Source organism: Parvimonas pharyngis (assembly GCF_046569675.1).
GTDB lineage: Bacteria > Bacillota > Clostridia > Tissierellales > Peptoniphilaceae > Parvimonas.
The window spans coordinates 52,356-75,875 of record NZ_JBKICJ010000003.1 but is presented as its reverse complement, the minus strand read 5'-3'; the positions used below and the strand labels follow the sequence as shown (position 1 = coordinate 75,875).

21 protein-coding genes and 1 pseudogene are annotated in these 23,520 nt (G+C 35.3%); 21 read left to right on the top strand and 1 reads right to left on the bottom strand.

The window, feature by feature from the left end; genetic code table 11:
- Positions 1-4 precede the first annotated feature (4 nt).
- From ACLGL0_RS04390 to rlmD, 4 genes are all read left to right on the top strand, one after another.
- Positions 5-1,849 (top strand): heavy metal translocating P-type ATPase, encoded by a 1,845-nt coding sequence (locus ACLGL0_RS04390; protein WP_411013784.1) that lies wholly within the window; start codon positions 5-7, stop codon positions 1,847-1,849.
- A gap of 143 nt (positions 1,850-1,992) precedes the next feature.
- Positions 1,993-2,472, top strand: a complete 480-nt coding sequence (locus ACLGL0_RS04385; RefSeq protein ID WP_233056425.1) for a Csac_0668 family 2Fe-2S cluster-binding (seleno)protein — start codon at positions 1,993-1,995, stop codon at positions 2,470-2,472.
- A gap of 229 nt (positions 2,473-2,701) precedes the next feature.
- Positions 2,702-2,872: a hypothetical protein gene (locus ACLGL0_RS04380; RefSeq protein ID WP_427189435.1), complete on the top strand. Its 171-nt coding sequence runs from the start codon at positions 2,702-2,704 to the stop codon at positions 2,870-2,872.
- Between the two features lie 551 nt (positions 2,873-3,423).
- Positions 3,424-4,788: a 23S rRNA (uracil(1939)-C(5))-methyltransferase RlmD gene (gene rlmD, locus ACLGL0_RS04375; protein WP_411013783.1), complete on the top strand. Its 1,365-nt coding sequence runs from the start codon at positions 3,424-3,426 to the stop codon at positions 4,786-4,788.
- A gap of 236 nt (positions 4,789-5,024) precedes the next feature.
- Here rlmD and ACLGL0_RS04370 read toward each other — a convergent pair whose 3' ends face one another.
- Positions 5,025-5,489, bottom strand: a complete 465-nt coding sequence (locus ACLGL0_RS04370; RefSeq protein WP_411013782.1) for a hypothetical protein — start codon at positions 5,487-5,489, stop codon at positions 5,025-5,027.
- A 216-nt stretch (positions 5,490-5,705) separates the two neighbouring features.
- Between ACLGL0_RS04370 and ACLGL0_RS04365 the strand changes: the two genes are divergently transcribed.
- The 17 genes and pseudogenes from ACLGL0_RS04365 (at position 5,706) to ACLGL0_RS04280 (ending at position 23,429) form a co-directional block, all read left to right on the top strand.
- The gene (locus ACLGL0_RS04365) at positions 5,706-6,002 is read left to right on the top strand and encodes a recombinase family protein (protein WP_411013781.1); all 297 of its coding nucleotides are present in this window, start codon (positions 5,706-5,708) and stop codon (positions 6,000-6,002) included.
- A gap of 6 nt (positions 6,003-6,008) precedes the next feature.
- A complete protein-coding gene (locus tag ACLGL0_RS04360) occupies positions 6,009-6,377 on the top strand; it encodes a recombinase family protein (protein WP_411013780.1) in 369 nt (122 codons plus the stop codon).
- 353 nt (positions 6,378-6,730) lie between these two features.
- Positions 6,731-6,880: a hypothetical protein gene (locus tag ACLGL0_RS04350; protein ID WP_411013778.1), complete on the top strand. Its 150-nt coding sequence runs from the start codon at positions 6,731-6,733 to the stop codon at positions 6,878-6,880.
- A gap of 323 nt (positions 6,881-7,203) precedes the next feature.
- Entirely contained in the window at positions 7,204-9,066 is a 1,863-nt protein-coding gene (locus ACLGL0_RS04345; protein WP_411013777.1) for a DNA adenine methylase, read from the top strand.
- An 11-nt stretch (positions 9,067-9,077) separates the two neighbouring features.
- Positions 9,078-10,043, top strand: a complete 966-nt coding sequence (locus ACLGL0_RS04340; protein ID WP_411013776.1) for a hypothetical protein — start codon at positions 9,078-9,080, stop codon at positions 10,041-10,043.
- A gap of 13 nt (positions 10,044-10,056) precedes the next feature.
- Positions 10,057-11,052 (top strand): AAA family ATPase, encoded by a 996-nt coding sequence (locus tag ACLGL0_RS04335; protein WP_411013775.1) that lies wholly within the window; start codon positions 10,057-10,059, stop codon positions 11,050-11,052.
- 10 nt (positions 11,053-11,062) lie between these two features.
- Positions 11,063-12,313 carry an LlaJI family restriction endonuclease gene (locus ACLGL0_RS04330; RefSeq protein ID WP_411013774.1) on the top strand — a complete coding sequence of 417 codons (1,251 nt, stop codon included), beginning with the start codon at positions 11,063-11,065 and terminating at the stop codon, positions 12,311-12,313.
- Between the two features lie 14 nt (positions 12,314-12,327).
- Entirely contained in the window at positions 12,328-14,196 is a 1,869-nt protein-coding gene (locus tag ACLGL0_RS04325; protein WP_411013773.1) for an ImmA/IrrE family metallo-endopeptidase, read from the top strand.
- Between the two features lie 728 nt (positions 14,197-14,924).
- Positions 14,925-15,395: an RNA polymerase sigma factor gene (locus ACLGL0_RS04320; RefSeq protein WP_411013772.1), complete on the top strand. Its 471-nt coding sequence runs from the start codon at positions 14,925-14,927 to the stop codon at positions 15,393-15,395.
- A 278-nt stretch (positions 15,396-15,673) separates the two neighbouring features.
- Positions 15,674-15,967: a hypothetical protein gene (locus tag ACLGL0_RS04315; protein WP_411013771.1), complete on the top strand. Its 294-nt coding sequence runs from the start codon at positions 15,674-15,676 to the stop codon at positions 15,965-15,967.
- The gene (locus ACLGL0_RS04310) at positions 15,960-17,135 is read left to right on the top strand and encodes a DUF2800 domain-containing protein (RefSeq protein ID WP_411013770.1); all 1,176 of its coding nucleotides are present in this window, start codon (positions 15,960-15,962) and stop codon (positions 17,133-17,135) included. Before ACLGL0_RS04315 ends, ACLGL0_RS04310 begins: the two co-directional genes overlap by 8 nt.
- Positions 17,110-17,682: pseudogene (locus ACLGL0_RS04305) on the top strand (DUF2815 family protein). The gene ACLGL0_RS04310 and the pseudogene ACLGL0_RS04305 overlap by 26 nt, the downstream one beginning before the upstream one ends.
- A 10-nt stretch (positions 17,683-17,692) precedes the next feature.
- The gene (locus ACLGL0_RS04300; RefSeq protein ID WP_411013769.1) at positions 17,693-17,827 is read left to right on the top strand and encodes a hypothetical protein; all 135 of its coding nucleotides are present in this window, start codon (positions 17,693-17,695) and stop codon (positions 17,825-17,827) included.
- A 169-nt stretch (positions 17,828-17,996) separates the two neighbouring features.
- Positions 17,997-19,985, top strand: a complete 1,989-nt coding sequence (locus ACLGL0_RS04295) for a DNA polymerase (protein WP_411013768.1) — start codon at positions 17,997-17,999, stop codon at positions 19,983-19,985.
- A gap of 94 nt (positions 19,986-20,079) precedes the next feature.
- Positions 20,080-20,838 (top strand): phage antirepressor KilAC domain-containing protein, encoded by a 759-nt coding sequence (locus ACLGL0_RS04290; protein ID WP_411013767.1) that lies wholly within the window; start codon positions 20,080-20,082, stop codon positions 20,836-20,838.
- A complete protein-coding gene (locus tag ACLGL0_RS04285) occupies positions 20,831-21,202 on the top strand; it encodes a DUF7768 domain-containing protein (protein ID WP_411013766.1) in 372 nt (123 codons plus the stop codon). The genes ACLGL0_RS04290 and ACLGL0_RS04285 overlap by 8 nt, the downstream gene beginning before the upstream one ends.
- A complete protein-coding gene (locus ACLGL0_RS04280) occupies positions 21,195-23,429 on the top strand; it encodes a phage/plasmid primase, P4 family (RefSeq protein WP_411013765.1) in 2,235 nt (744 codons plus the stop codon). The genes ACLGL0_RS04285 and ACLGL0_RS04280 overlap by 8 nt, the downstream gene beginning before the upstream one ends.
- Positions 23,430-23,520: the final 91 nt, after the last annotated feature.

Below are 23,520 nucleotides of genomic sequence, written 5' to 3'. Positions count from 1 at the left end.
TAGTATGACAAAACGACTATGGCGAATAATTATTGGTGCAGCCGTGTTAGCTACAGCAATATTGCTTAGTTTAAATAACGAATGGTTACAGATTGCTCTCTTTATAATAAGTTACATTATTGTAGGTGGAGATGTTGTAAAAAGAGCTGTAAAAAATTTTTTTAAAGGTCAAGTTTTCGATGAAAGTTTTTTAATGAGTATTGCAACAATTGGTGCATTTTTTATTGGTGAGTATCCTGAAGGTGTTGCAGTTATGCTGTTTTATCAAGTTGGAGAACTGTTTCAAAGCTATGCAGTTGGCAAGTCGAGAAAGTCAATTGCAAGCCTTATGGATATTCGACCAGATTATGCAAATGTTAAAAAAGGTGATGAACTTGTCAAAGTTGACCCAGATGAAGTACAAATTGGAGATATTATTGTAATTAAAGCAGGAGAAAAAATTCCTCTTGATGGCAAGGTAATTGAGGGAAGTTCAATGATTGATACATCGGCACTAACAGGCGAATCTGTTCCTCGTGAAGTAAAAGTTGGAAGTGATATCCTAAGTGGGTGCATCAACATTAATGGGGTTATTATAGCAGAGGTTACCAAGGAATTTGGAGAATCTACTGTAAGTAAAATTCTTGATTTAGTTGAAAATGCAAGTAGTAAAAAATCCAATTCAGAACAATTTATTACGAAGTTTGCGAGATATTATACACCAGTTGTGGTTATAATTGCAGTTTTTCTAGCTATTATACCACCTCTTGTTATAGACGGGGCGACTTTTAGTCATTGGATATATAGAGCACTAGCATTCCTTGTAGTATCCTGTCCGTGTGCTTTAGTTATTTCAATTCCTTTGAGTTTCTTCGGTGGAATAGGTGGAGCCTCAAAAAAAGGTGTTTTAGTCAAGGGTAGTAATTATTTAGAGGCATTAGCAGAAACTGAAATTGTTGTTTTTGATAAAACTGGAACACTAACAAAAGGTGTATTTAATGTACAGGAAATTCATCCAGAAGGAGTTTCCAAAGAAGAGCTACTAGAATTAACTGCACATGCGGAAAGCTATTCCAATCATCCGATTTCACTTTCACTGAAACGTGCATATAGCAAAGAAATAGACAATGGACGTATTTCAGATGTAGAAGAGATATCAGGTCATGGTGTTATTGCAACAGTAGATGGCAAAAAGGTTATGGCAGGAAATATCAAACTTATGAAAATGATGGATATCCCTTATTTCAAGGGAGAGCTGATCGGTACTATTGTACATGTTGCTGTTAATAACAAATATATAGGTTACATTGTAATTGCCGATGAGGTAAAGGAAGATTCAGCACAAGCAATCAAGGAACTTAAGGCAGCTAATATTAAACAAACAGTTATGTTGACAGGTGATAATAAAAGTATTGGTTCAAAAGTTGCTAAAGAGCTTGGTCTTGATAAGGTTTATGCAGAACTGTTGCCAGCAGACAAAGTTGAAAAACTAGAAGAATTATTTTCGCAAAAATCTAAAAAAGGTAAACTTGCCTTTGTTGGTGACGGAATCAATGATGCACCTGTATTAGCTCGTGCAGACATTGGAATAGCAATGGGTGGTTTAGGTTCTGATGCGGCCATTGAAGCTGCTGATGTTGTAATTATGACTGATGAGCCATCGAAAATTGCTACTACAATGAAGATTTCTAAAAAGACACTAAAAATTGCACATCAAAACATAGTATTTGCAATTGGAGTAAAAATAATTGTTCTTATTTTGAGTGCTTTTGGAATAACTACTATGTGGGCAGCTATATTTGCAGATGTAGGTGTAACTATCATCGCAGTATTAAATGCTTTTAGAGCTTTGAATGTAAAGAATCTATAAACTATTTTTCCTATTCACCCCTTGAATGATACCGATAATTGACGATACAATCAAGGTGTATTTTTTAATTTAAAAACTATAAATGAAAATTGGTTGGGATTTACCTTGAATTAAATGGTTTTAAAGACATGGAGGTTATGTAATTGAAAGTTATTGATGAATGTTGCTGTGAATGTATCACACAAAATTTAAATAGAACAAAGGAGAGTTGCCCTGTCTGTAATAATGAAGGAGTAACAGTTAGTAGGATAACCGTTGAACACTTGGTGACAGATGATTATCGTAATGCCGTCGATGGAGATAAATATAAGATATGCATGAATGAGGACTGCGACGTTATTTACTATAACTTAGATAAAGAAATAAAATTCTTAAAAGACCAAGTTAGGGTTCCTATCTGGTTTAAGAAAGATGCAGATCCTAAGTATGCTTGTTATTGCAGCAAAGTCACAGAAGATCAGGTAATTGAAGCAGTTGTAAAGCATGGTGCGAAAACCGTTAAAGAAGTAAATGCCATAACTGGAGCAATGAAAAATTCGCTTTGTAAGGAAAACAATCCTTTGGGGGTATGTTGTCATAAGATTATTCAGGAAGCCATTGATAAGGGATTAACCATGAAATGATTTGAGTTGATATGTTCTCACGAACAGACAAAACCGTTGATATCTTCCCACAAACGAGAGCCAATGTTGGATATGTTTCCAACTACGAGTGTGGATATGTTCCCCTTAACCATAGGGGTTGAGAACGCAGTTTTGATAGCTATCAAGACAACTCGAAACATGTTGAAGCCCTAACCCTGCTATCACGCAATTAGCAAAGCTACCATATTCAATTGCAGCTCCATGAGGTATGATTGGTGCGTCTAACTTTTTTGAACTATCCGTTGCAGTTGCTATATCTCTATTTGGGCTATCATCAGGAGCTACGTTAACAACTGTAGTAGGTGTTCTAGTTGAGGTTCCTGTTATGTTATCTTTGGTAAAGTTTGCCAATTCTATGGAAAATAAATTTAATCGTTAAATATGACCTGAATCCGTGAAGTTTAAAATCTAAATTTTACGAAAATGTCTACAATACCATGGCTTATTAAAAGTTTTATATTTTATTACAATTAACCTTTAAGGCGAAGTCAAATCATGACATATTAGTCCTTTAAATAAATGGCTTCGAAAGAGAAAGAGCAGGAGTAGAAGTTTCTACAAATGTTCAAGATGAACAAACTACTTATGTTAAAGGAAAAGAAATTGGAAGAAATGATCCATGTCCTTGCTGAAGTGGTAAAAAATATAAAAAATGTTGTGGAAAAAATAAATAGATAAGATAGAGCAAATATTAAATATTTGCTCTTTTTTATTAATAATTTTTTTTGTATTAAATATAAAAACTATATGTGTAATTTAATACATAAATTTAGATATTATTTTGAAAATATGATATAATATTTAGTGTATTAAGGGATTAAATATAAATCAATTTCTTAAAGAATAAAACATTTTTATATAGATAAAATATTGTATGTAGAATTAAGAGAGAAGTTATTTTGCTCTTTTCTGCTAATAGAAAGGTAATATATGGGAAGAAGAAAGAAAAAATATATAGAGGGAATAATTGAAAAAGTTAATTTTCCAAATATGTCTGAATTTACTTTTGAAGATAGAAAAGTAAATTTTAAAGGTGGAATTGAAGGACAAAAAGTTTCTGTAATTGTCGGAAGAAAAAGAGAAAAACATATGGAAGCAAAACTTTTAGAAATTTTAGAAAAAAGTCCACTTGAAACAAATCCAACTTGCCCAAACTATTTGGAATGTGGTGGTTGTAGCTATCAAAGTGTTTCTTACGATTATGAGCTTAAACTAAAACAAAGACAGATAAAAGAACTTTTTGAAGATGTATATTCAGAAGAACCTGAAATTTTTGAAAGTCCATTAAAAACTGCATATAGAAATAAAATGGAATATACATTTGCTGATATGTATAAAGATAGCCCAGTAATGCTTGGAATGCATAAGAAGAATAGATTTTACGAAGTTGTAGATACAAAGGAATGTAACCTAGTACATAGAGATTTTGAAATAATAAGAAACGGAATTATCAACTTTGTAAGACAAAAAAATCTTCCATTTGTAAAAAAGAGAAATCATGAAGGACTTTTAAGACATTTAATCATTCGTTATGCACTAACAACTGGCGAAATAATGGTAAATATCGTAACAACTACTCAGGTTGAATTTGATAAAAAAAGTTTTGTAGATATGCTTCTAGGATTGAATCTTGAAGGTAAAATAAAATCAATCGTGCATACAGAAAATGATTCACTTGCAGATGCAGTAGTTCCTGAAAAGATAAATATAATTTTTGGAGAAGAATACATAACAGAAAAACTATTTGACTTGGAATTTAAAGTAACACCATTTTCATTCTTCCAACCAAATGTATTTGGAGCAATAAATCTATATTCAAAAGCAATTGAACTTTGTGGAGATATAGAAAACAAAGTAGTCTTTGACTTATATTCAGGAACTGGAACAATAGGGCAAATTGTAGCAAGAAAAGCAAAAGCTGTTTATGGAATTGAAATCGTAGAAGAAGCAGTTGAAAGTGCGAACAAGTCAGCAAAAGAAAACGGACTAAGAAATTGTACCTTCATTGCCGGAGACGTCTTAGAGGAAATTGAAAACAGAAAAGAAATGGTAGATGTAATAATCGTAGATCCACCAAGAGAAGGAATAAACCAAAAAGCATTGGAAAAAATAATTTCCTGTGGTGCAAAAACAATGGTCTACATCTCTTGCAATCCAAAAACCCAAAAAAGAGACGTACAAGTTCTAATCGAAAATGGCTACGAACTAAAAACATTAAAAATCTTTAATCAATTCCCAAGAACAGTGCATGTGGAGAGTATTGTATTGATGTCAAAAGTTGCACCCAGTAAGTAAATAAAGTATAGAAAATAAAGGCTTATTCATAGGCTATCGTTAAAAAGTATCGTTAGCTTAGAGTAAGCCTTATTATTTGAGAGAAAATAAGATTGAGTGGGAACATATCTATAGATGAGAGTTGACGCTAGGGAATGGATAACAAGAAAAAATGCACCCTGGGGTTCACCCTACAACGATAGTAGAAATAAGAAAAACAGCGACCGCAAAATTGGTGTCCAGCCGCTGCTTGTAAATTAACGATAATTCTTGTTGTAGAGTTCTTTGGCGTATGACTGCATTTTCTTTACGTATTCATATGCCTGGCTCTTTCCCTTTTTCAAATCGATCTGTTTCAGAGCATTACTGATTTGTGGGTCGTTCATCAGAAGAGAGAAGATTGCTTTAGCTTCTGGGTACTTTAGGGACACCTCGTTGATGAGAACGTCGATCATCATAAGACTGAGAACTGAGTTTTTAGTTGAAGTGTTATCTGTTGGTTCCCAGCCGCTGTGATTAGTATCGTCGTCGCTGTTATCATCCATAAACTTGTCTAATGAAATATAGCGAGAGAGGTACTGGTCCTTTTCTGGACGTTCGCACCCTTCACATTTATTGCTCTTATGGCTGCGGATGTATGCACCCTTGGAATTAAGAACTAAGCATTTCTTTTTACGAGTGGATTCAACATAGTCATCCTTTTCTTTCCATAATCCTTCCATGTAGGATTTGACCTGATCCTTAGGGATAGCTGTGAATCCTACCAGAATCTTTCTGCCTCGGATGTTCCAGGTTTCGAAGTTGTCCTCGACGATTCCGTCATTGCATTTGCGAAAACTGTCTCTTACATCCTGATGGGAATTCTTTAAAACTTCATGTGATAAGAATGGAACTAATGCCTAATTCTCCTTTGCTGTTACGCCATTGTAGTGGTACAAATGAAAACAGACCAGAGCTTCAATAGAATGATTGCAGACTGCAGAGCAGGAAAGATAGACTTTATCATTACAAAGTCGATTTCCAGATTTGACAGAAACACGTTGGATTGTCTGAACTATGTAAGAGAACTGAAGGATTTAGGAATCGGCATCATTTTTGAAAAGGAAAATATAAATACTTTAGATGCAAAGGGGGAGGTGCTTCTCACCATTCTTTCAAGTTTGGTCCAGGATGAGAGCCGCAGTATTTCAGAGAACTGTACCTGGGGAATCCGTAGAAGATTTGAACAGGGCTAACACAAAATGAGCACAAAGCGCTTTTTAGGGTATGATGCGGATGAGGAAGGGCATCTGATTGTAAACAGGCAGCAGGCCAAGATAGTGGTTAAGCTTTATAAGGAGTATTTATCAGGAAAGACGGTTGATTATATCGCCAGGATATTCAAAGCAGAGAAGCTAAAAAGCTGGGATGGAAAATACAACTGGCAGGCAAGTACACTGGACTCTATGCTTCGAAATGAAAAGTACATGGGTGATGCCATTTTGCAGAAAAGTTATACTGCAGATTTCCTTTCAAAGAAAAGGGTGATGAACGATGGAAGCATTCAGATGTACCATATTGAAGAAGATCACGAGCCGATTATAGACATTGATACTTGGGAAGCAGTTTAACAGGAGATTGAAAGGCGCAGCAATTACAGCAAAGAGCATTTTATAAATGCCTATGCTCAGAGAAGTGAAGTTAATCCTTTGTACGCTAAGATTATTTGCGGAAATTGCGGACACACCTACTCCAGAGTTAAGTATACAACTAAGAAAGGCACCAAGATAGTGAAGCGGAGCTGTGGTTCCTGCAATATGGCAAATGGCCATAAGGTTTGCAGCAATCGATATGTTACTGAGGAAAGTTTTACGAAGCTGTTCGTAATGAGCTGGACTGAGATAGCTGAGCACCTGGAAGACTACAAAGAGAGTGGCAATAGAATATTGCTAGCGAGGATGTGCTTCTGAGGTATAAAACTAGATTGCTTATGCAGCATGCAGGTGCCGGGGAAGTAAAAGAATTTGATGGAGCACTTATGATGGAGTTTATGGACCACATTACAGTATTCGAAGATGGTAGGCTGCAGATAAAGTTTTATGATGGAACAGAGTTTGAGATAGCAACTGAATAGAGGTAGAGTAAAATGGCCCGTAGGTAAACTGAGAGTGGTTTGCTTACCAGAATATATTTACACTTGAAAATGTTCCCTAAAGGGAATATAATATAGTTAAATAGTTATAGTTATGGTTAGTATGGAGGGACTACATGGAACTCGTGACAACAACTCAAATGGCAGAGAAATGGAATATATCAAGACGTCGAATAGCGACGCTTTGTAAAGAGGGGCGTATTGATGGGGCTGTATTGCTAGGCAACACATGGCTAATTCCTATGTATGCACAAAAGCCAGAAGATCCTAGACGAAAAAACGACAGAAAGTAATGGTGATAAATAATGCGCTATCTTGGTAACAAAACAAAATTATTAAGTTTTATAGAAAGTGTTATTGAAAAATATGAGATTGATGGAGATGTTTTTGCAGATTTATTTTCTGGTACATCTTCTGTTGGAGATTATTTCAAAGATAAGTATTCAATTATTGCAAATGATTATATGTCATTCGCAAGCGAAATAGCAAGAGCAAAACTATTAAATGCTGCAATACCTGATTTTACTTTGTTTGTAAAAAAATATGGAGAAGATCCTTTTACGTGGCTGAATAAGCAACAGTATAAGCCTTCTTCTGAATTTTTCATTTATAACAATTATACTCCCGTAGGAGATAGGATGTATTTTACAGAAGAGAATGCGACTAAAATTGACGGGATGCGTATTGACATTGAAGAACTCTATAAGCAAGCGGTAATAAATGATGCTGAATATTCGTTTTTAATAGCATCACTATTGGAATCGGTACTAAAAGTTTCAAATACTTCAGGTACTTATCAAGCTTTTTTTAAATTCTGGGAGCAAAGGTCACTAAAAACTTTTGAATTGATACCACTTGAATTATGTGAGAAACCGCTTCATGGAAATAACAGTGTTTATAAAGAAAACACTAATTCTCTGGTTAGGCATATAAGTGGAGATATCGCTTATATCGATCCACCCTATACAATAACGCAGTATACAAATTCATATCATTTGCTAGAAACGATAACAAAATATGATTCTCCAGAAATTTTTGGAAAAACTGGTAGAAGATGCAATAGAGAACTATCAGGATACTCAAATAAGCAAAAGGTTGTATCGGAGTTTGAAGATTTATTTAGACAAATAGATTTCAAACATGTGTTAATAAGCTACAGCAATCAGTCACTTATTGCATTAGATGAACTTGTTAAAATGGCAAGACTGTTTGCAGAAAATGGTGAAGTGTTTGTTGAAACAAATGATTATCGTGAGTATTCGACTAATAACTCTAGTTATAAAGGAAATGGCGATGATCTAAAAGAAGCAATTATTTATTTCAAGAAGGATAGAAGCATTAACAAATCTCCTCTTAATTATTCAGGAAGCAAAGACCCTTTGATGCCTATGATAATCAGGCAGCTACCAAAGCATGTAGGAACTTTTGTTGACTGTATGGGCGGAGCTTTTAATGTTGGAGCTAATGTTGTCGCTTTGAATAAAACTTACTATGTAGAGTACAACAGATATGTATACGAAATTATCGATATGCTAATCAATAGCGACTCACAAAAGCTTATTCAATCTGTCGAAAATGTTGTAAATGAATATAGCTTGGTTAAGAAAGATAAAGAAGCATATTTGAGACTAAGAAATCATTACAACGAAAATGATAAGTCGCCCTTGAATCTGTTTGTTTTACAAATATATGCATTTCAAAACATGATCAGATTTAATGGAAGTCAGAAAATGAATACGCCAATAGGAAACAATGAATATTGCGAAAGCATAAAAGAAAGAATAAATAATTTTAGAGTTAAGGCTCCTGAATATGAACTTTTGTGCGGTCCATATAAATCAATTGATCATTCTCAGTTTCCATCTGATACGATTTTTTATTTTGATCCACCATATTTCATTACAAACGCCGAATATAATGATGGAAAAAGAGGGCTTGAAGGTTGGAATGCAAAGAATGAGGTTGAACTGTTGGCGTTTATACGCGAGATAGATAGAAGTGGCTACAAATTTATGTTGTCTAATGTCGTTAAGCATAACGGAAAAGAACATCATGTTTTGTTAGACTGGATACAGGAGCATGGATACAACATGATAGATATTGGAAAAACAGGGATTAAATATCCGCGTGAAGAAGTTTTGGTAACAAACTACGATATTTTTGAATAGAGGTGAGAATAGTGGAACGAATAATTATTTTGAACAATAAACAATTCCCTGCTGGGTTCAATTCTGTAGATGTAACACCACCTGCTGGTGTTACCAAAATTAGCTATGTTGAAAACAGAATGATAGCAGCAGTAAATTCTTATAATCCAAAATTGAAAGTTAATAGGATCGACTATATCGATATAAAAACTCAATTTCCTTTTTATAAAAAAGGAAATTCAAATGGGGTCTTGGTAGAAGAGTTTGAGATTAACCCAGCCAACAGAAACACTTATTTGCAAAATGGGTGCTATGTATATTCATCAGGTACAAAATGTATTTGTAGACGAATCATGATGTATTTATTTGTATCTGGAGCTGTGGAAAACACAAGAACGGCCTTTATATCACAGACTGTTTTTCCAACTTTACTTGAGTATGCTGATGATTATTTATTGTCACCAAGCTATAGTATAGCGAATCATAAATTCTGCTTTATTAATATATTGAATAAGACAATAACTGCAACAATGATACTTCGCCATTTATCCAGCTTATGTTCTGCTGGTATGGAATATGTAGAGATATTTAATAATAGATCAATTGTGCCGTCAGCGATACCTAAAGATTTGAAATCTTTTTTGCAGACTTATTCGCCAAATTATGCTGGAAATTATAATGTTGTTACGGATACTTACGAGGATGATAATTATAAAATTGAATTTAAAAATAAGGAATTTACTTGGAAGGCAAACCCAATGGTTGCAAAGCTTATTTCCAAAACTGCCACTACAGTTGATTTTAATGGAAGTGCAGAAAAATTCTATTGGATTGAAACATTGCCTATGGCCATTTTTGCATATAAACAAGGGTACTTAATCGATTATAGTGAGTATGAAAACTTTGTCACAACTTACACTGGACGTTTTTCAGCTTCAAGTGATAAATTTGCAAGGTGCCAAACCTTATTGAATTATGTAAAAAAATATTTTATTTAAAGGAGAAAAAGACATGCACGAACAACTTATTTTATTTGGGGCACCTGGAACAGGTAAAAGTTATGAAATAAAAGATAGACTTTCGGCTTTTGGAGATGATAAGAAGTTTAGGGTAACAATCCACCCGGAATTCTTATATACAGATTTTGTTGGACAATTGTTACCAGATACTACTCCAGGGGCACCTACGCCATTTACTTTTAAGGAAGGCCCTTTTACAAGTGCTTTGATGGAGGCGTATGCAGATAGTAGCAAGGAAGTATTCTTAATACTTGAAGAACTTTCTAGAGGAAATGTAGCTGCTATATTTGGAGATGTATTTCAGTTGCTTGACCGTGACAGCCATTTCGAAAGCAGATATCCAATTAGAAATAAAAATATTGCAGATAAAATTCCTACATTAACTACAGATGAAGTTAAGCTCCCATCTAACTTTAATATCATATGTACTGTAAATATGAATGACCAGAATGTATTTCCAATGGATACAGCCTTTAAAAGAAGATTTGATTGGGAATATATTTCTACTGATCCTGTTATTGATAAGACCACTGGAGCAAGAGATTCTCATTTGAATAATCCGAAAGTAAAAATTGCAGTCGATAATGTAAGAACAAATGATTTGGATACAACATGGCAGTCATTTTATATGGCTTTAAATAAGTTCATTACAGACAAGGAGCATGGTTTAGGAAAGAAAGAAGATAAACAAGTGGGACAGTTTTTTATCGATTTTAATTCAACGTTGGTAACTGATTCGCATTCTGCTGTTGGAACAGTAGCTACATCAGCGAACGAGAAGATTAATAAAATGCTTAAAAACAAATTGCTAATCTATTTATGGCAAGATGTACAAGGTGTTTCAATGATGAAAACTGGAATAAGTCTTTTTGATAAGAGCATCAATAGCTACGATGATCTATATAAAAACTTTGGTGTGGATAAAGTTTTTAGCGTTGAGTTTATTAATGGATTTTTAGTACCTGGTCTTACTACATATCCTTATTAAGGAGGCAGGCATGATTAAAACATGTGCACATGACGGAGAAAAATATAATTCTTCTCTATTTAGTTCGCATGGTTTCAATCTTGATGAAAATCGCGATATAAAAGAAGTTGACTTATATGATTCAATCACCGGAGAAAAAACAGGAGATACAGAAACAATTTTAGATTTTGTGGGTTTTGTTACAAATGATAATGATGATTTATTGGTTGTATTTCCAAAACATTACAAAGTATCTAAAGTTGAAAATGATGCTAGGGCAATATTTGATTGCATTTCAAAGCATTCACAAAAAAGGCCTGAATTGTATATAGGTGAGGCTGCGGGCAAAACATTTAGTTCAAATTATCCGTTCGCTGCTTTCTTCGGAATTTATGATTACTTCGTAAATTATGGACTATATTTTAAGGATAAAACTTTTATAAAACCCAATACTGGCGGGCGATTAAGTTGGAAAGAAACCATTAGTAAAAGTGAAAAATTTATAGTGAAAGGTGATGTGGTTATGTTTCCACTTTACTATCGTAAAAATTACCATTTTTCAAACTTTATTACAGAATGCATGATTTTTGCCATAGATTATACTATTCAGAAATTTGGCGTTTTTATCAATGCATCATCAACGGGGCAAGACTTCCCTGAGCTAAATTTTTTAGAAGAAAGAGAATACGTTTTAAATGTTCTGTCACAACTACGACAACAAACATTCAAAGATACTGAGCAGCAGTTAATAGATAATTTGCTTATTTATTTTTCAGAGGTAAACATTGGTGGAGCATATTATTTAAAGCACTATTCATTTTCTTCTATTTGGGAAGACATGGTAACTGATTATTTATGTAAACTCTATAAGGGTGTTGATGCTTCACATGCAATTGTTTTTGATAAAATATCACCAAGTGGATTACATTTTGAAAAGAAATCGTTTCATACAAATGGCGCGAAACCTGCTCAGTATATTTCACCAGATCACTACTGCGAAGATTCTAAGATACAATTAATTTTTGATGCAAAGTATTATTCATATATTAGAGGGATGAATTATAAGCAAATTGCATATATGTTTATGTTGAGAGGAATAAAGGATCCTGTTTCAAAAAGACAAAAATTTGCAAATACATATTCTGCATTAATTTTACCTTCCGAAAATAGAGACACAAAGATTCATTTTCAGCTTGATGATATATATGGCGGAAGCAATGATTTGATAATTACAGAAGAATATATCGATATACGTGAAGTTATTCATACGTTTATTGAATAAAAGGAGGAATTCGCATGGCAGTAAACCGCTCATTTACAGATTACATTAAAAGAAGATTTGACAATAATTTCTGGTCGGTTGCTGAAGAATTTCTTAGAGATAATGCGGACTACGTAGAAGGACTATCCTACAAGCTTCATAGAGTAGGCGAAATTGAGATATCAGACGTAAAAGTTGAACACGTCTGGGTTGAAGATAAGCCTGACACTGAAATACAGTTTGCTGTAGCCATCTCAGTTGTTTTCAATATCCAAGAGGGGGATTATCACTACGATGATTATGAAGAAAAAACAGTATGGCTGTTATTAGAATGTACAGGTGATTTAGATAAACAATTAGAAGATTTTAATATTCTGAACTATGGACTTTATAACGGTAAAAATAAAGTTCAATCACCTCTAGACGATTCTCTAGTTGCCGTTATTTCAACTAATGATTTGGAAAGAGTGTCAGAAGATTTTTTAAATAAATATTATCCTGATGCTTTAAAAGAGCCTACATATTTAGATCCTTTAAAACTAACCGAAACTATGGGCGCAAAGCTAGAATTCACACGAATAACTGCTGATAAAACAGTTTTTGGGAGATGCTTTTTTGAGACCTCTGAAGCAGAAGTTTATGATACTTCAAAAGGCGAGTATATCAAACAGAGTTTCAAGCGAGGAACAATTCTAGTCGACAAAGAAGCTTCGTTTTTGTCAAATTTAGGAGTTATGAACAATACTATAGTTCATGAATGTGTTCACTGGGGTATTCATCAAAAAGCATTTGCTCTTGCTAGACTTTACGACAATTCACTATCAAATATAGGTTGTAAGGTTATTGGTGGGATACTTGGTCAAACTAGAACTTCTGTTGATTGGATGGAGTGGCAAGCAAATTCGCTTGCGCCAAAAATTCAAATGCCTTTGAAGCAATTTAAGATCAAGACAGAGCAATTGATTTCTAAAATTCGCAGAAAAACTGATTTATTTGATGTTTTAGATATTATCCAGCCTTTGATTGACGAATTATCCAACTTTTATGGAGTTTCGAGAACTGCTGCTAAAATCAGATTGATTGAAGCAGGATATGATATAGCCGCTGGAGCTTTTATTTATTTAGATGGGCATTATGTAGAGCCACATACAGCATATAAAAAAGAATATTTAAAGAAAAATGAAACTTTTTCTATATCCGCTTATGATGCGGCTTTGCTTAAATATACTAGTCAGCCATTTCGTGAAAAAATTGAAAAAGGCGAGTACATTTTTGTCGATTCACATTTTGTATTGAATCTTCCGCTGTATGTTGAAAAGGATATTTTTGGAGTACAAAGATTAACCCATTATGCTAGAAAACATATGGAAGAATGCTGCTTGGTATTTGAACTCAAAATTAAAAATATCCAAGAGGAACGCTATAGTACTGAGTGCTATTTAAATCGTGATAAAAATACCACTGTTGATTTTGATATAATTTATCATGATGGATTTGAAAATTCAACACCAGAAAAACAAAGGACGAAATTAGCAGAAGTTTTAAAAGAGGAAAATGACGTATATTTGTCCTTAACCCAGGATTATTGTAAGAATTTAGAAATCGTAATGAAATGGAGAAACCTTAATAATAAGCAAATTGCCGAAAGAGCAATGTTGAACCATGAAACTGTGGGTAGATGTATTTCAGGTAAAACTGTTTCTATTAATACTTTAATACTAATTTGCTTAGCATTACATTTACCATATAAAATTAGTATGAAAATAATCAATGATTCGAGTGTTAACTTGAAAAACTCGGATACTGATCATCAGTGGTATGAATTCATACTGCAACATCTTTATGCCAAGGATTTGAGTGAAATACGAGACTTTTGTACACACAATAAAATAACTCAACTTTAAAATCGACAGGAGTTGTCGATAGTTATAAAGAGCTATTTGTAGCAAGTTCTATTTGAACAGAGCTATTAATAGCTCTATTTTTTTATACTTAAGAAGCCTATTTTTAGTGATTTTATCGACATCTAGTGTCGAACTGAGGGGGTGAAATATTGGATAAAATATTTATAGAAAGCGAGGTGATTGGCAATGGCTAAGAACTCAAAGCAAACATCTAAGGCAGTTGCTTCGAAAGCAAGCAAAGTTCTTCGTGATAGTCGTTACAGCAAGACATCAAAGTCTGTAGCTGGGAGTGCACTAGCGCAAACTAAAAAGAGTGGAAGGTAAGCTATAAAAAATAACCTTATATAACAACGTAGTGACTGATTTGAATAATCGGCCTACATAAACAAAATATTTCAGAGCCTGATTAGCTATAGGGCAATGGGATACATCATAAGGCACTCACAGATTTATCTGTGAGGTGCTATGTGAAGTACCTCTATTTTCCTATGGCTAAATTTGGAACTAAGAGTCGGTACTTCATATAGTATCAGCTCTTTTTGTATCCCTTGCCCAGACTGCTATCAGCAGAAAGGCAGGGATTTTAAATGAAAATTCACAAAACTAATCAAAAAGACCGCGGGGTCTACAAGTACACAACAACACAAAGAACAGGAAAAGGAGAATATGTTGAGAAGATAATTGTCATTAAACCTGGAGAAAATGGTGTAACGGAGCTGGATATTAAAATGTTACATTCGATGGATGATAGCGAGGTTTATTACAACCTTAAGAATGTCAGACCAGAAAGAACAAAGGAAGAAAAATCTGAGATAGAAAAGTGGAAACAAAAATTTGTCGGCGACTTCAAAGAAAGACATGGATATGAACCGAACAAGTACATCATAGAAGATGCAGTTAAAGATGCTTTTCCAAGAAACTATAACTTATCTCTAGATTTTGACGCTGATGGAGACATTGACCCAGATAAAAGATTTATTGCAACTATAGCAGATAAGTCATTAGATGAATCAGTTGGATGGTCTGAGCATATGGAAGAAGTGCTTTCCTTATTAACTGACAAGCAAAGATTAGTGATTAATCTCATGTTTGTAGAGGGATATAAGCAGTCAGAGATTGCAGATTTAATGAATATATCATCTGCTGCAGTCAAGAAGCATTTAGACAAAGCAAAAGAGATAATCAAAAATAATTTCTAAAAAATTTGGACGGGGTTAAAAACTCGTCCTTTTTCTTTGCCTGTGATGTGTAAGGGAGAAAGTCTTACAGAAAGGAGCAAGTCTATGAAACACAAAGTGATTATCAATGTAACAAATGACAAGGGTGATAAGACGAAAGTTTTATGTGGAGCACAGATGTGGCTGCCAAGAAGGCTAATTAAGTGGTTGTTTGGCGAGTACACACAAGTATATCTATTAGAGCCAGGTAAAACCGTTGAATCAGTCGATGTCAAAGAAATTATGAAAGGAGAATCCCTATGAAAAAAGAATTTGTAGAACTGGTAGTTAAGGATTTAGAGATGCTGATATCTCATCTTAAAGAGCTATTGGTAGATGAAGAAGATGAAAAAGTAGAAAAGCTAAGGGCTGAGCCTAGTAAAAAGATTGGACTAGAAGATGTAAGAGCAGTGCTTGCAAAACTTAGTCAACATGGCAAGACCTCAGAGGTTAAGGAACTCATTATTAAATATGGTGGAACAAAGCTGTCTGATGTTGATGAAGGAAAGTATAAAGACTTATTAAAGGATGCGGAGGGAATAAAAATTGACTAGACAGAAGGTGAATTGCACCACCGGTGCAAGAGAGACTGGGCTGGGTCACGCAGTTTTATCTCCATCCAGTTCTCATAGGTGGCTAAACTGTACACCAAGTGCAGTGCTTGAACTTGAGTTTGAAAATACCAGCTCATCGGCAGCAGAAGAAGGAACAGCTGCCCATGTATTTTGTGAGCATAAGTTAAAAAAGGTACTTCATATGAGAAGTAAAAGGCCAGTATCGGATTATGATTCTGATGAAATGCAAGAATGCACGGATGCCTATGTGGACTATGTGATGGAGCAATTAGAAATCGCAAAACAAATGTGTAAGGATCCTATGATTCTTATCGAGCAGAAGGTGGATTTTTCAGAGTATGTTCCAGATGGATTTGGAACAGCAGATTGTCTTATCGTGTCAGATGAAACACTTCATATCATTGATTTTAAATACGGTTTAGGTGTTTTAGTTGATGCATACGAAAACCCACAGATGAAGTGTTATGCCCTTGGAGCATTGGCAATATATGAAAGCCTCTATGACATCAAAGAAATCAGCATGACAATTTTTCAACCTCGTAGGGAGAATGTATCGAATTATACGATATCTACGAGTGAACTGAAAAAATGGGCTGAAGAAGTCTTAAAGCCAAAAGCAGAAATGGCCATTAAAGGCGAAGGAGAATACTGCTCCGGTGAGTGGTGTAAGTTCTGTAGAGCATCTGTTAGATGCAGGGCAAGAGCAGAAGATAAGCTAAAACTTGCCAAGGAAGAATTTAAACTTCCACCACTTCTCACAGATGAGGAAATCGAAGAGATTTTATCGATTATTCCTGACTTAACCAAGTGGGCAAATGAGATTATGAACTATGCAACGGAATCTGCAGTAAATCATGGTAAAAAGTGGACTGGCTTTAAGATAGTCGAAGGCAGGTCAGTTCGTAAGTATAAAGATGAAAACGCAGTAATCCAAAAGGCAAAAGAACATGGCTATACCGATATTTTTAAGTCTAGTCTCATTACTCTAACGGAAATGCAAAAGTTAATGGGCAAGGAAAAATTTGAGGAAGTGCTAGGTGACCTCATTATAAAACCATCTGGCAAACCAACGCTTGTACCAGAATCGGATAAGCGTAAAGCAATGAATATTTCAAATATTAATGATGAATTTATGGAGGAAAAATAAGATGACAAATAACAAGACTAAGGTGATTACAGGTAAAGATACAAGACTTTCATATTTTAATGGTTGGGAGCCTAAATCCATTAACGGAGGACCGGAGAAGTACAGCGTATAAGTTTTAATTCCAAAGGATGATGTTAAGACAATTAAGGCAATTGAAGAAGCAATTGATGCAGCGATAGAAGAAGGAGTAGGCAAGTTTGGTGGAAAGAAACCAAACAAGGCAGCTATTAAACTACCTCTTCGTGATGGCGATATTGAGCGTGATGATGAGGCGTATAAAGGTCATTACTTTATCAATGCCAATAGTACCTCAGCACCACAGATTGTGGATAAGGCAGTCAAACCTATTTTAGATAGAAGTGAAGTCTATTCCGGTTGTTATGCGAGAGTATCACTTAACTTTTATGCTTTTAATTCTAATGGCAACAAGGGCATAGCGTGTGGACTTGGGAATATCCAAAAGATTCGTGATGGTGAGCCACTAGGCGGAAAAGTAAATGCAGCAGATGAGTTCACAAGTCTTGAAGATGATGATTTCTTGGCATAGGGGGTAAGTTATGACACAGATGCAAAATTTTATGTTAGAGGTTTGCTTTGGAGCAACACTTGGACTAATTATAGGATCATGGGGATTCATGATTAAATGCTGGTTAGATGATAGAAAAAAGAAAAAGCTGGAGGGTAAAAAATGAATATAATTGATATATTTCTATTTATATTTATTGGTACACTGCTATTTGATTTTGTGGCTAAAAAGGTAGTGAGCCTATATATGGAGATTAAAACGCAACTGTGAAAGAAGTAAGACAAAGGGTGGTGGATTCGTCTACCACCCATATTTCTTAATGGAGGTGAATTAAGATGAAAAATATCAGTGTCGATATTGAAAGCTTTAGCAGTGTGAACTTGCAAAAAGCAGGTGTATATAAGTATGCAGAGTCTAATGATTTTGAGATTCTTTTGTTTAGCTACAGCATAGATGGTGGAGAGGTACAAGTAGTTGATCTTGCAAAAGGAGAAGAAATACCAAGGGATATCCTTGATGCCTTAACAGATGAGGAAGTGACCAAGTGGGCATTCAATGCTCAGTTTGAGAGAGTATGCCTATCAAGATATCTAGTTGATAAAGGAATAAGTCTTAATCCGTTTTTAGACCATCATCCATCAAGCACAACAAAAGCAAGATTTTTAAGTCCTACTTCATGGAAGTGTACCATGATTTGGTCTGCGACACTTGGTCTTCCTATGTCACTTGAAGGAGTGGGAGCTGTTTTAGGACTAGATAAGCAAAAGTTAAGTGAGGGAAAGAGCCTCATTAAATACTTCTGTCTTCCATGTAATCCGACAAAGGTGAATGGTGAAAGAACAAGAAATTATTATTTTCATGATGAGGAGAAATGGAGTCAGTTTAAGGAATATAACAAAAGAGATGTTGAAGTTGAAATGGCTATACAGGAAAGGCTTAGTAAATTTAAGGTTTCTGAGGATATATGGGATGAGTTTTATTTAGACCAAGAGATTAACGATAGAGGAATTGCTGTAGACCCTGTGCTAGTGGAATCTGCCATAAGACTAGACTCCGATGTAAAGGAAAATCTGATGAAAAAGCTGTCTGATATTACAGGCTTAGAAAATCCAAATTCAGTCTTACAGATGAGACAGTGGTTATCTGAAAATGGCTTAGAGATGGAGTCATTAGGTAAAAAAGAAGTGGCAAAGGAGTTAAAGACTGCATCAAAGGAGCTTGCAGAAGTCCTGCTTTTAAGGCAACAACTATCGAAGTCCTCGGTTAAGAAGTATACTGCCATGAAAAATGCTGCGTGCATAGATAACAGGGAGCGAGGAATGTTTCGATTCTACGGGGCAAATCGTACTGGAAGATTCGCAGGAAGGCTTGTACAACTTCAAAACTTGCCACAAAACCATTTGCCAGATTTAGCTGAAGCAAGAGAACTTGTAATCGGGAGAAATAAAGACGCACTTGACCTTCTATACGAGGATATCCCAGATACCTTATCCCAGCTTATTAGAACAGCTTTTGTACCACAGAATAATAACAAATTTATCGTAGCAGATTTTTCAGCCATTGAAGCAAGAATCCTTGCATGGCTTGCAGGTGAAAAATGGAGAATGAAAGTATTTGAGGAAGGTAAGGATATCTACTGTTCATCTGCTAGTCAGATGTTTGGTGTTACGGTTGAAAAGCATGGTGTAAATAGTCACCTTAGACAAAAAGGAAAGATTGCAGAACTTGCACTCGGCTATGGTGGGTCTGTTGGAGCACTTAAGGCAATGGGAGCACTTGAAATGGGACTAGAAGAAGATGAGCTTCAGCCACTGGTTGATGCATGGAGAAGTTCAAATCCTATGGTGACTAGTCTTTGGTGGGATGTTGATAGAGCAGTTAAAACCTGCGTAAAAGAACGAATCAACACAGAAACACATGGTATTAATTTCAGTTATAAAAGTGGGTTTTTATTTATTGAACTACCATCAGGAAGAAAGCTTGCCTATGTCAAACCTAGAATAGGTGAGAATAAATTTGGGGGAGAGTCTGTAACCTATGAGGGAGTAGGTACTACAAAGAAATGGGAGCGTTTAGAAAGCTATGGCCCTAAGTTTGTGGAAAATATTATTCAAGGCATTGCGAGAGATATTTTGGTTTATGCCATGAAAACACTAAGAAACTGTGAGATTGTAGCTCATGTTCATGATGAAATCATCATTGAAGCAGATAAAAGGATGAGTCTAGAAGTTGTTTGTGAGCAGATGGGAAGAACACCGCCTTGGGCAAGTGGACTAATTCTTCGAGCAGATGGTTATGAATGCGAATTTTATAAAAAAGATTAGAAATTTTTTAGGGCGAGGTTAAAAACTCGTCCTTTTTCTTTGCCTGTGATGTGAGGGCAATGATGCTCTTAAAAACTTACAGGAGGTAGCTAATATGAAAGAGCTAATCAAAGTCAACTATAGCAGTGAACGTCCTACTGTGAATGGGCGAGATTTATACGAAGCCTTAGAAGTCAAGACTGCGTATAAAGATTGGTTTCCAAGAATGTGTGATTATGGTTTTGAAGAAGGAAAGGACTTTTGCTCAATTTTGAGCGAAAGTACAGGCGGTAGACCTTCGCTGAATCATCAACTTACAATCTCAATGGCCAAGGAGCTGTGTATGCTTCAAAGAAATGAGAAAGGTAAGGTGTTTCGTCAATACTTTATCGCTATTGAAGAAAAGTGGAACTCTCCAGAATCCATTATGGCTAGAGCTTTACAGTTTGCTAATGAGAAACTGATGTTATTGGAAAAGGAGAATTCAAGATTATCCGACAAGGTCGCTATTCAAGGTCAACAAATATTAGAAATGAAACCTAAAGTAAGTTATTATGATGTGGTTCTTAACTGTAAAGATTTACTATCCATTACTCAAATTGCAAAGGATTATGGAAAATCAGCTAAGTGGTTAAATAGATTTTTACGTGAAGAAGGTATCCAATTCAAACAATCAGATATGTGGATTCTATATCAAAAGTATGCCAAACAAGGTTATACGAGTTCTAAAACACATACATTTGCAGGTTCTGATGGGAATACACATTCAAGAACTCATACTTACTGGACTCAAAAGGGCAGATTATTCATCTATGACCTAATGAAACAAAACGGAATCTATCCACTTATTGAACAGGAGGCAGATTATGAGTAAGACATATAAAAAACATCTTGAAAATCCTAATTTTAGACCGCTTGCATATATCTGCGCTCCATATAGCGGTGATAAGGAGAGAAATATAAAAAAAGCCATTTATTATGCAGAACTTGCCTATAAGAATGGAGCAATTCCAGTTACACCGCATCTTTTATTTCCATTTATGAATGATGAGGATACTAACCAAAGAGAGGATGCACTTTTTATGGACATCATACTTCTTGGTAAATGCCAAGAGGTGTGGGTCTTTGGTGGTGAAATCACTGAAGGGATGAAGAAGGAGCTTGAGATTGCTGAGAAAAGAAAGCAAGTAATTAAGTATTTTGATAGTACAAGTATGGAGGTGGAGATAAATGCTTAAATGCCGTTTAAGTGTGGCTACTTGCATAGGAAACAGTAGCAATTGTATGTATCCAAATTCTGTAATGGTGTCAGATAGGGATAGCTTTATTCAGGCTATCTCTTTTGACCATGTTGCAGGAACTTTTAAAGGAAATTATCGAAGCAAGGATAACTTCATCTCATCAGACTGTATTCCAATGGACTGTGATAATGACCATTCGGATGATGAAAAAGACTGGGTAACACCCTTTGATGTAGCGATGGCTTTTCCTGATGTCTGCTTTTATGCCTCATACAGTAGAAACCACATGAAAAATAAAGGAAGTAAGTCGGCTAGACCAAGATTTCATGTCTATTTTCCAATCGAAGAAATAACAGATGCTGATAAATATGCTGAGTATAAAGAAAAGATACAAGCAGTGTTTCCATATTTTGATGATAATGCTTTAGATGCAGCGAGGTTTCTTTATGGAACATCAACTCCAGAAGTAGAACTATATGAGGGTAGTAGTACTATTTTAGACTTTCTTTTGGATGATAGCTTTGCAAATCTAGGCGAGAGTATTGAGTCTGGAAATCGAAATAATACTATGAGCCATATTGCAGGAAAACTTATCAAGCGTTTTGGTGATGGGAATGAAGCCTATGAGAAATTTATGAAGCAAGCAGATAGGTGTGATCCACCACTTTCTGAAGAAGAGCTAAGTAAAATTTGGAACAGTGCGAGAAAATTTGGCAATAAGGTATCTAATCAAGTTGGCTACATTTCACCAGAAAAGTATAATCTTGAACTCAATCTTAAGCCGGAGGACTTATCAGATGTCGGACAAGCAGTGGTGCTTGCTAGGGAATATAAAGATAAACTTCGCTACTCGCCAGCTACTGATTTTCTTGTCTATAACGGTAGCTTTTGGGAAGAATCCCAGCCTAATGCTCAAGGAATAGCACAGCAACTTACAGCAAGACAATTAGAAGAAGCAGAAGTTGAAATCCAAAAGGCAATCACAGAAATGAATAGTAATGGCGCATGGGCCTTAATTGTAGCAATGGGACCAAAGAAAGCAAGTGCTCAGTTTAATAAAGAGCAGGCTAGGTCTTTTGAAAAGTATGAACAGGCAGAAGTTTATCGTAAGTATGCCATCAAAAGACGTGATACAAAATATATATCTGCAGCGCTTAAGGAAGTTAGACCGATGGTACAGGTAGAGCAGTCTATGCTTGACGCTGATGAATTTCTGTTAAACACACCATATGAAACCATAAATCTTGTAACAGGAGAGTGTTTGGATCATAAGGCAGAAGACTATATTACAAAACATACTACCGTATCTCCAAGTGAAGAAGGTAAGGATATATGGCTTGATGCTCTTAATACATTTTTTGTTGATGACACTGAGCTTATTTCCTATGTGCAAAAGATAGTGGGACTTGCATCAATAGGAAAGGTTTATGTAGAGGCACTTATTATCGCATATGGCGAGGGAAGAAATGGTAAGTCTACTTTTTGGAATGTAGTATCAAAGGTTCTTGGAACATATAGCGGGAATATGTCTGCAGATATGTTAACTGTTGGCTGTAGACGAAACGTTAAACCGGAGCTAGCTGAGGCAAAGGGTAAAAGACTACTTATTGCTGCAGAACTTGAAGAAGGGATGCGTATGAATACATCAAATGTAAAACAGCTGTGTTCCACAGACGAGATATTTGCTGAGAAGAAGTTTAAGTCCCCTTTTAGCTATGTACCAAGTCACACTCTTGTTCTATACACCAATCACCTGCCAAGGGTAGGAGCTGTGGATAAAGGAACGTGGCGTAGACTTATTGTTATTCCATTTGATGCAAAGATTGAAGGGCAAAATGATATCAAGAACTACACGGAGTATTTATTTGAAAATGCAGGTGGAGCCATTCTTTCTTGGATAATCGAAGGGGCAAAACAGGTAATCAAGGATGAGTACCATATCGATGCTCCTAAGAGAGTTCAAGATGCCATTGCAGCCTATAAGGAAAATAATGACTGGATGAAGCATTTTCTAGATGAGTGCTGTGAGATTGATTCTACCTTTACAGAAAAGAGTGGGGAGCTTTATACGGCATATCGTGCCTATTGTCTTCGTACGGGAGAATTTACCAGAAGTGCCGGTGATTTTTATTCTGTTTTAGAAATCGAAAACTTTCAAAAGAAAAAGACTAAAAAAGGCATCATAGTCTATGGATTGCGTTTGAAATCAGAGTTTGAGGACTAAGGGTGCAGGGATATGCAGGGTGTTTACCTATATTAATATATATACTTATTTTTTTAGTCCTATAGACAATAATAGTAAATACCCTTCACCT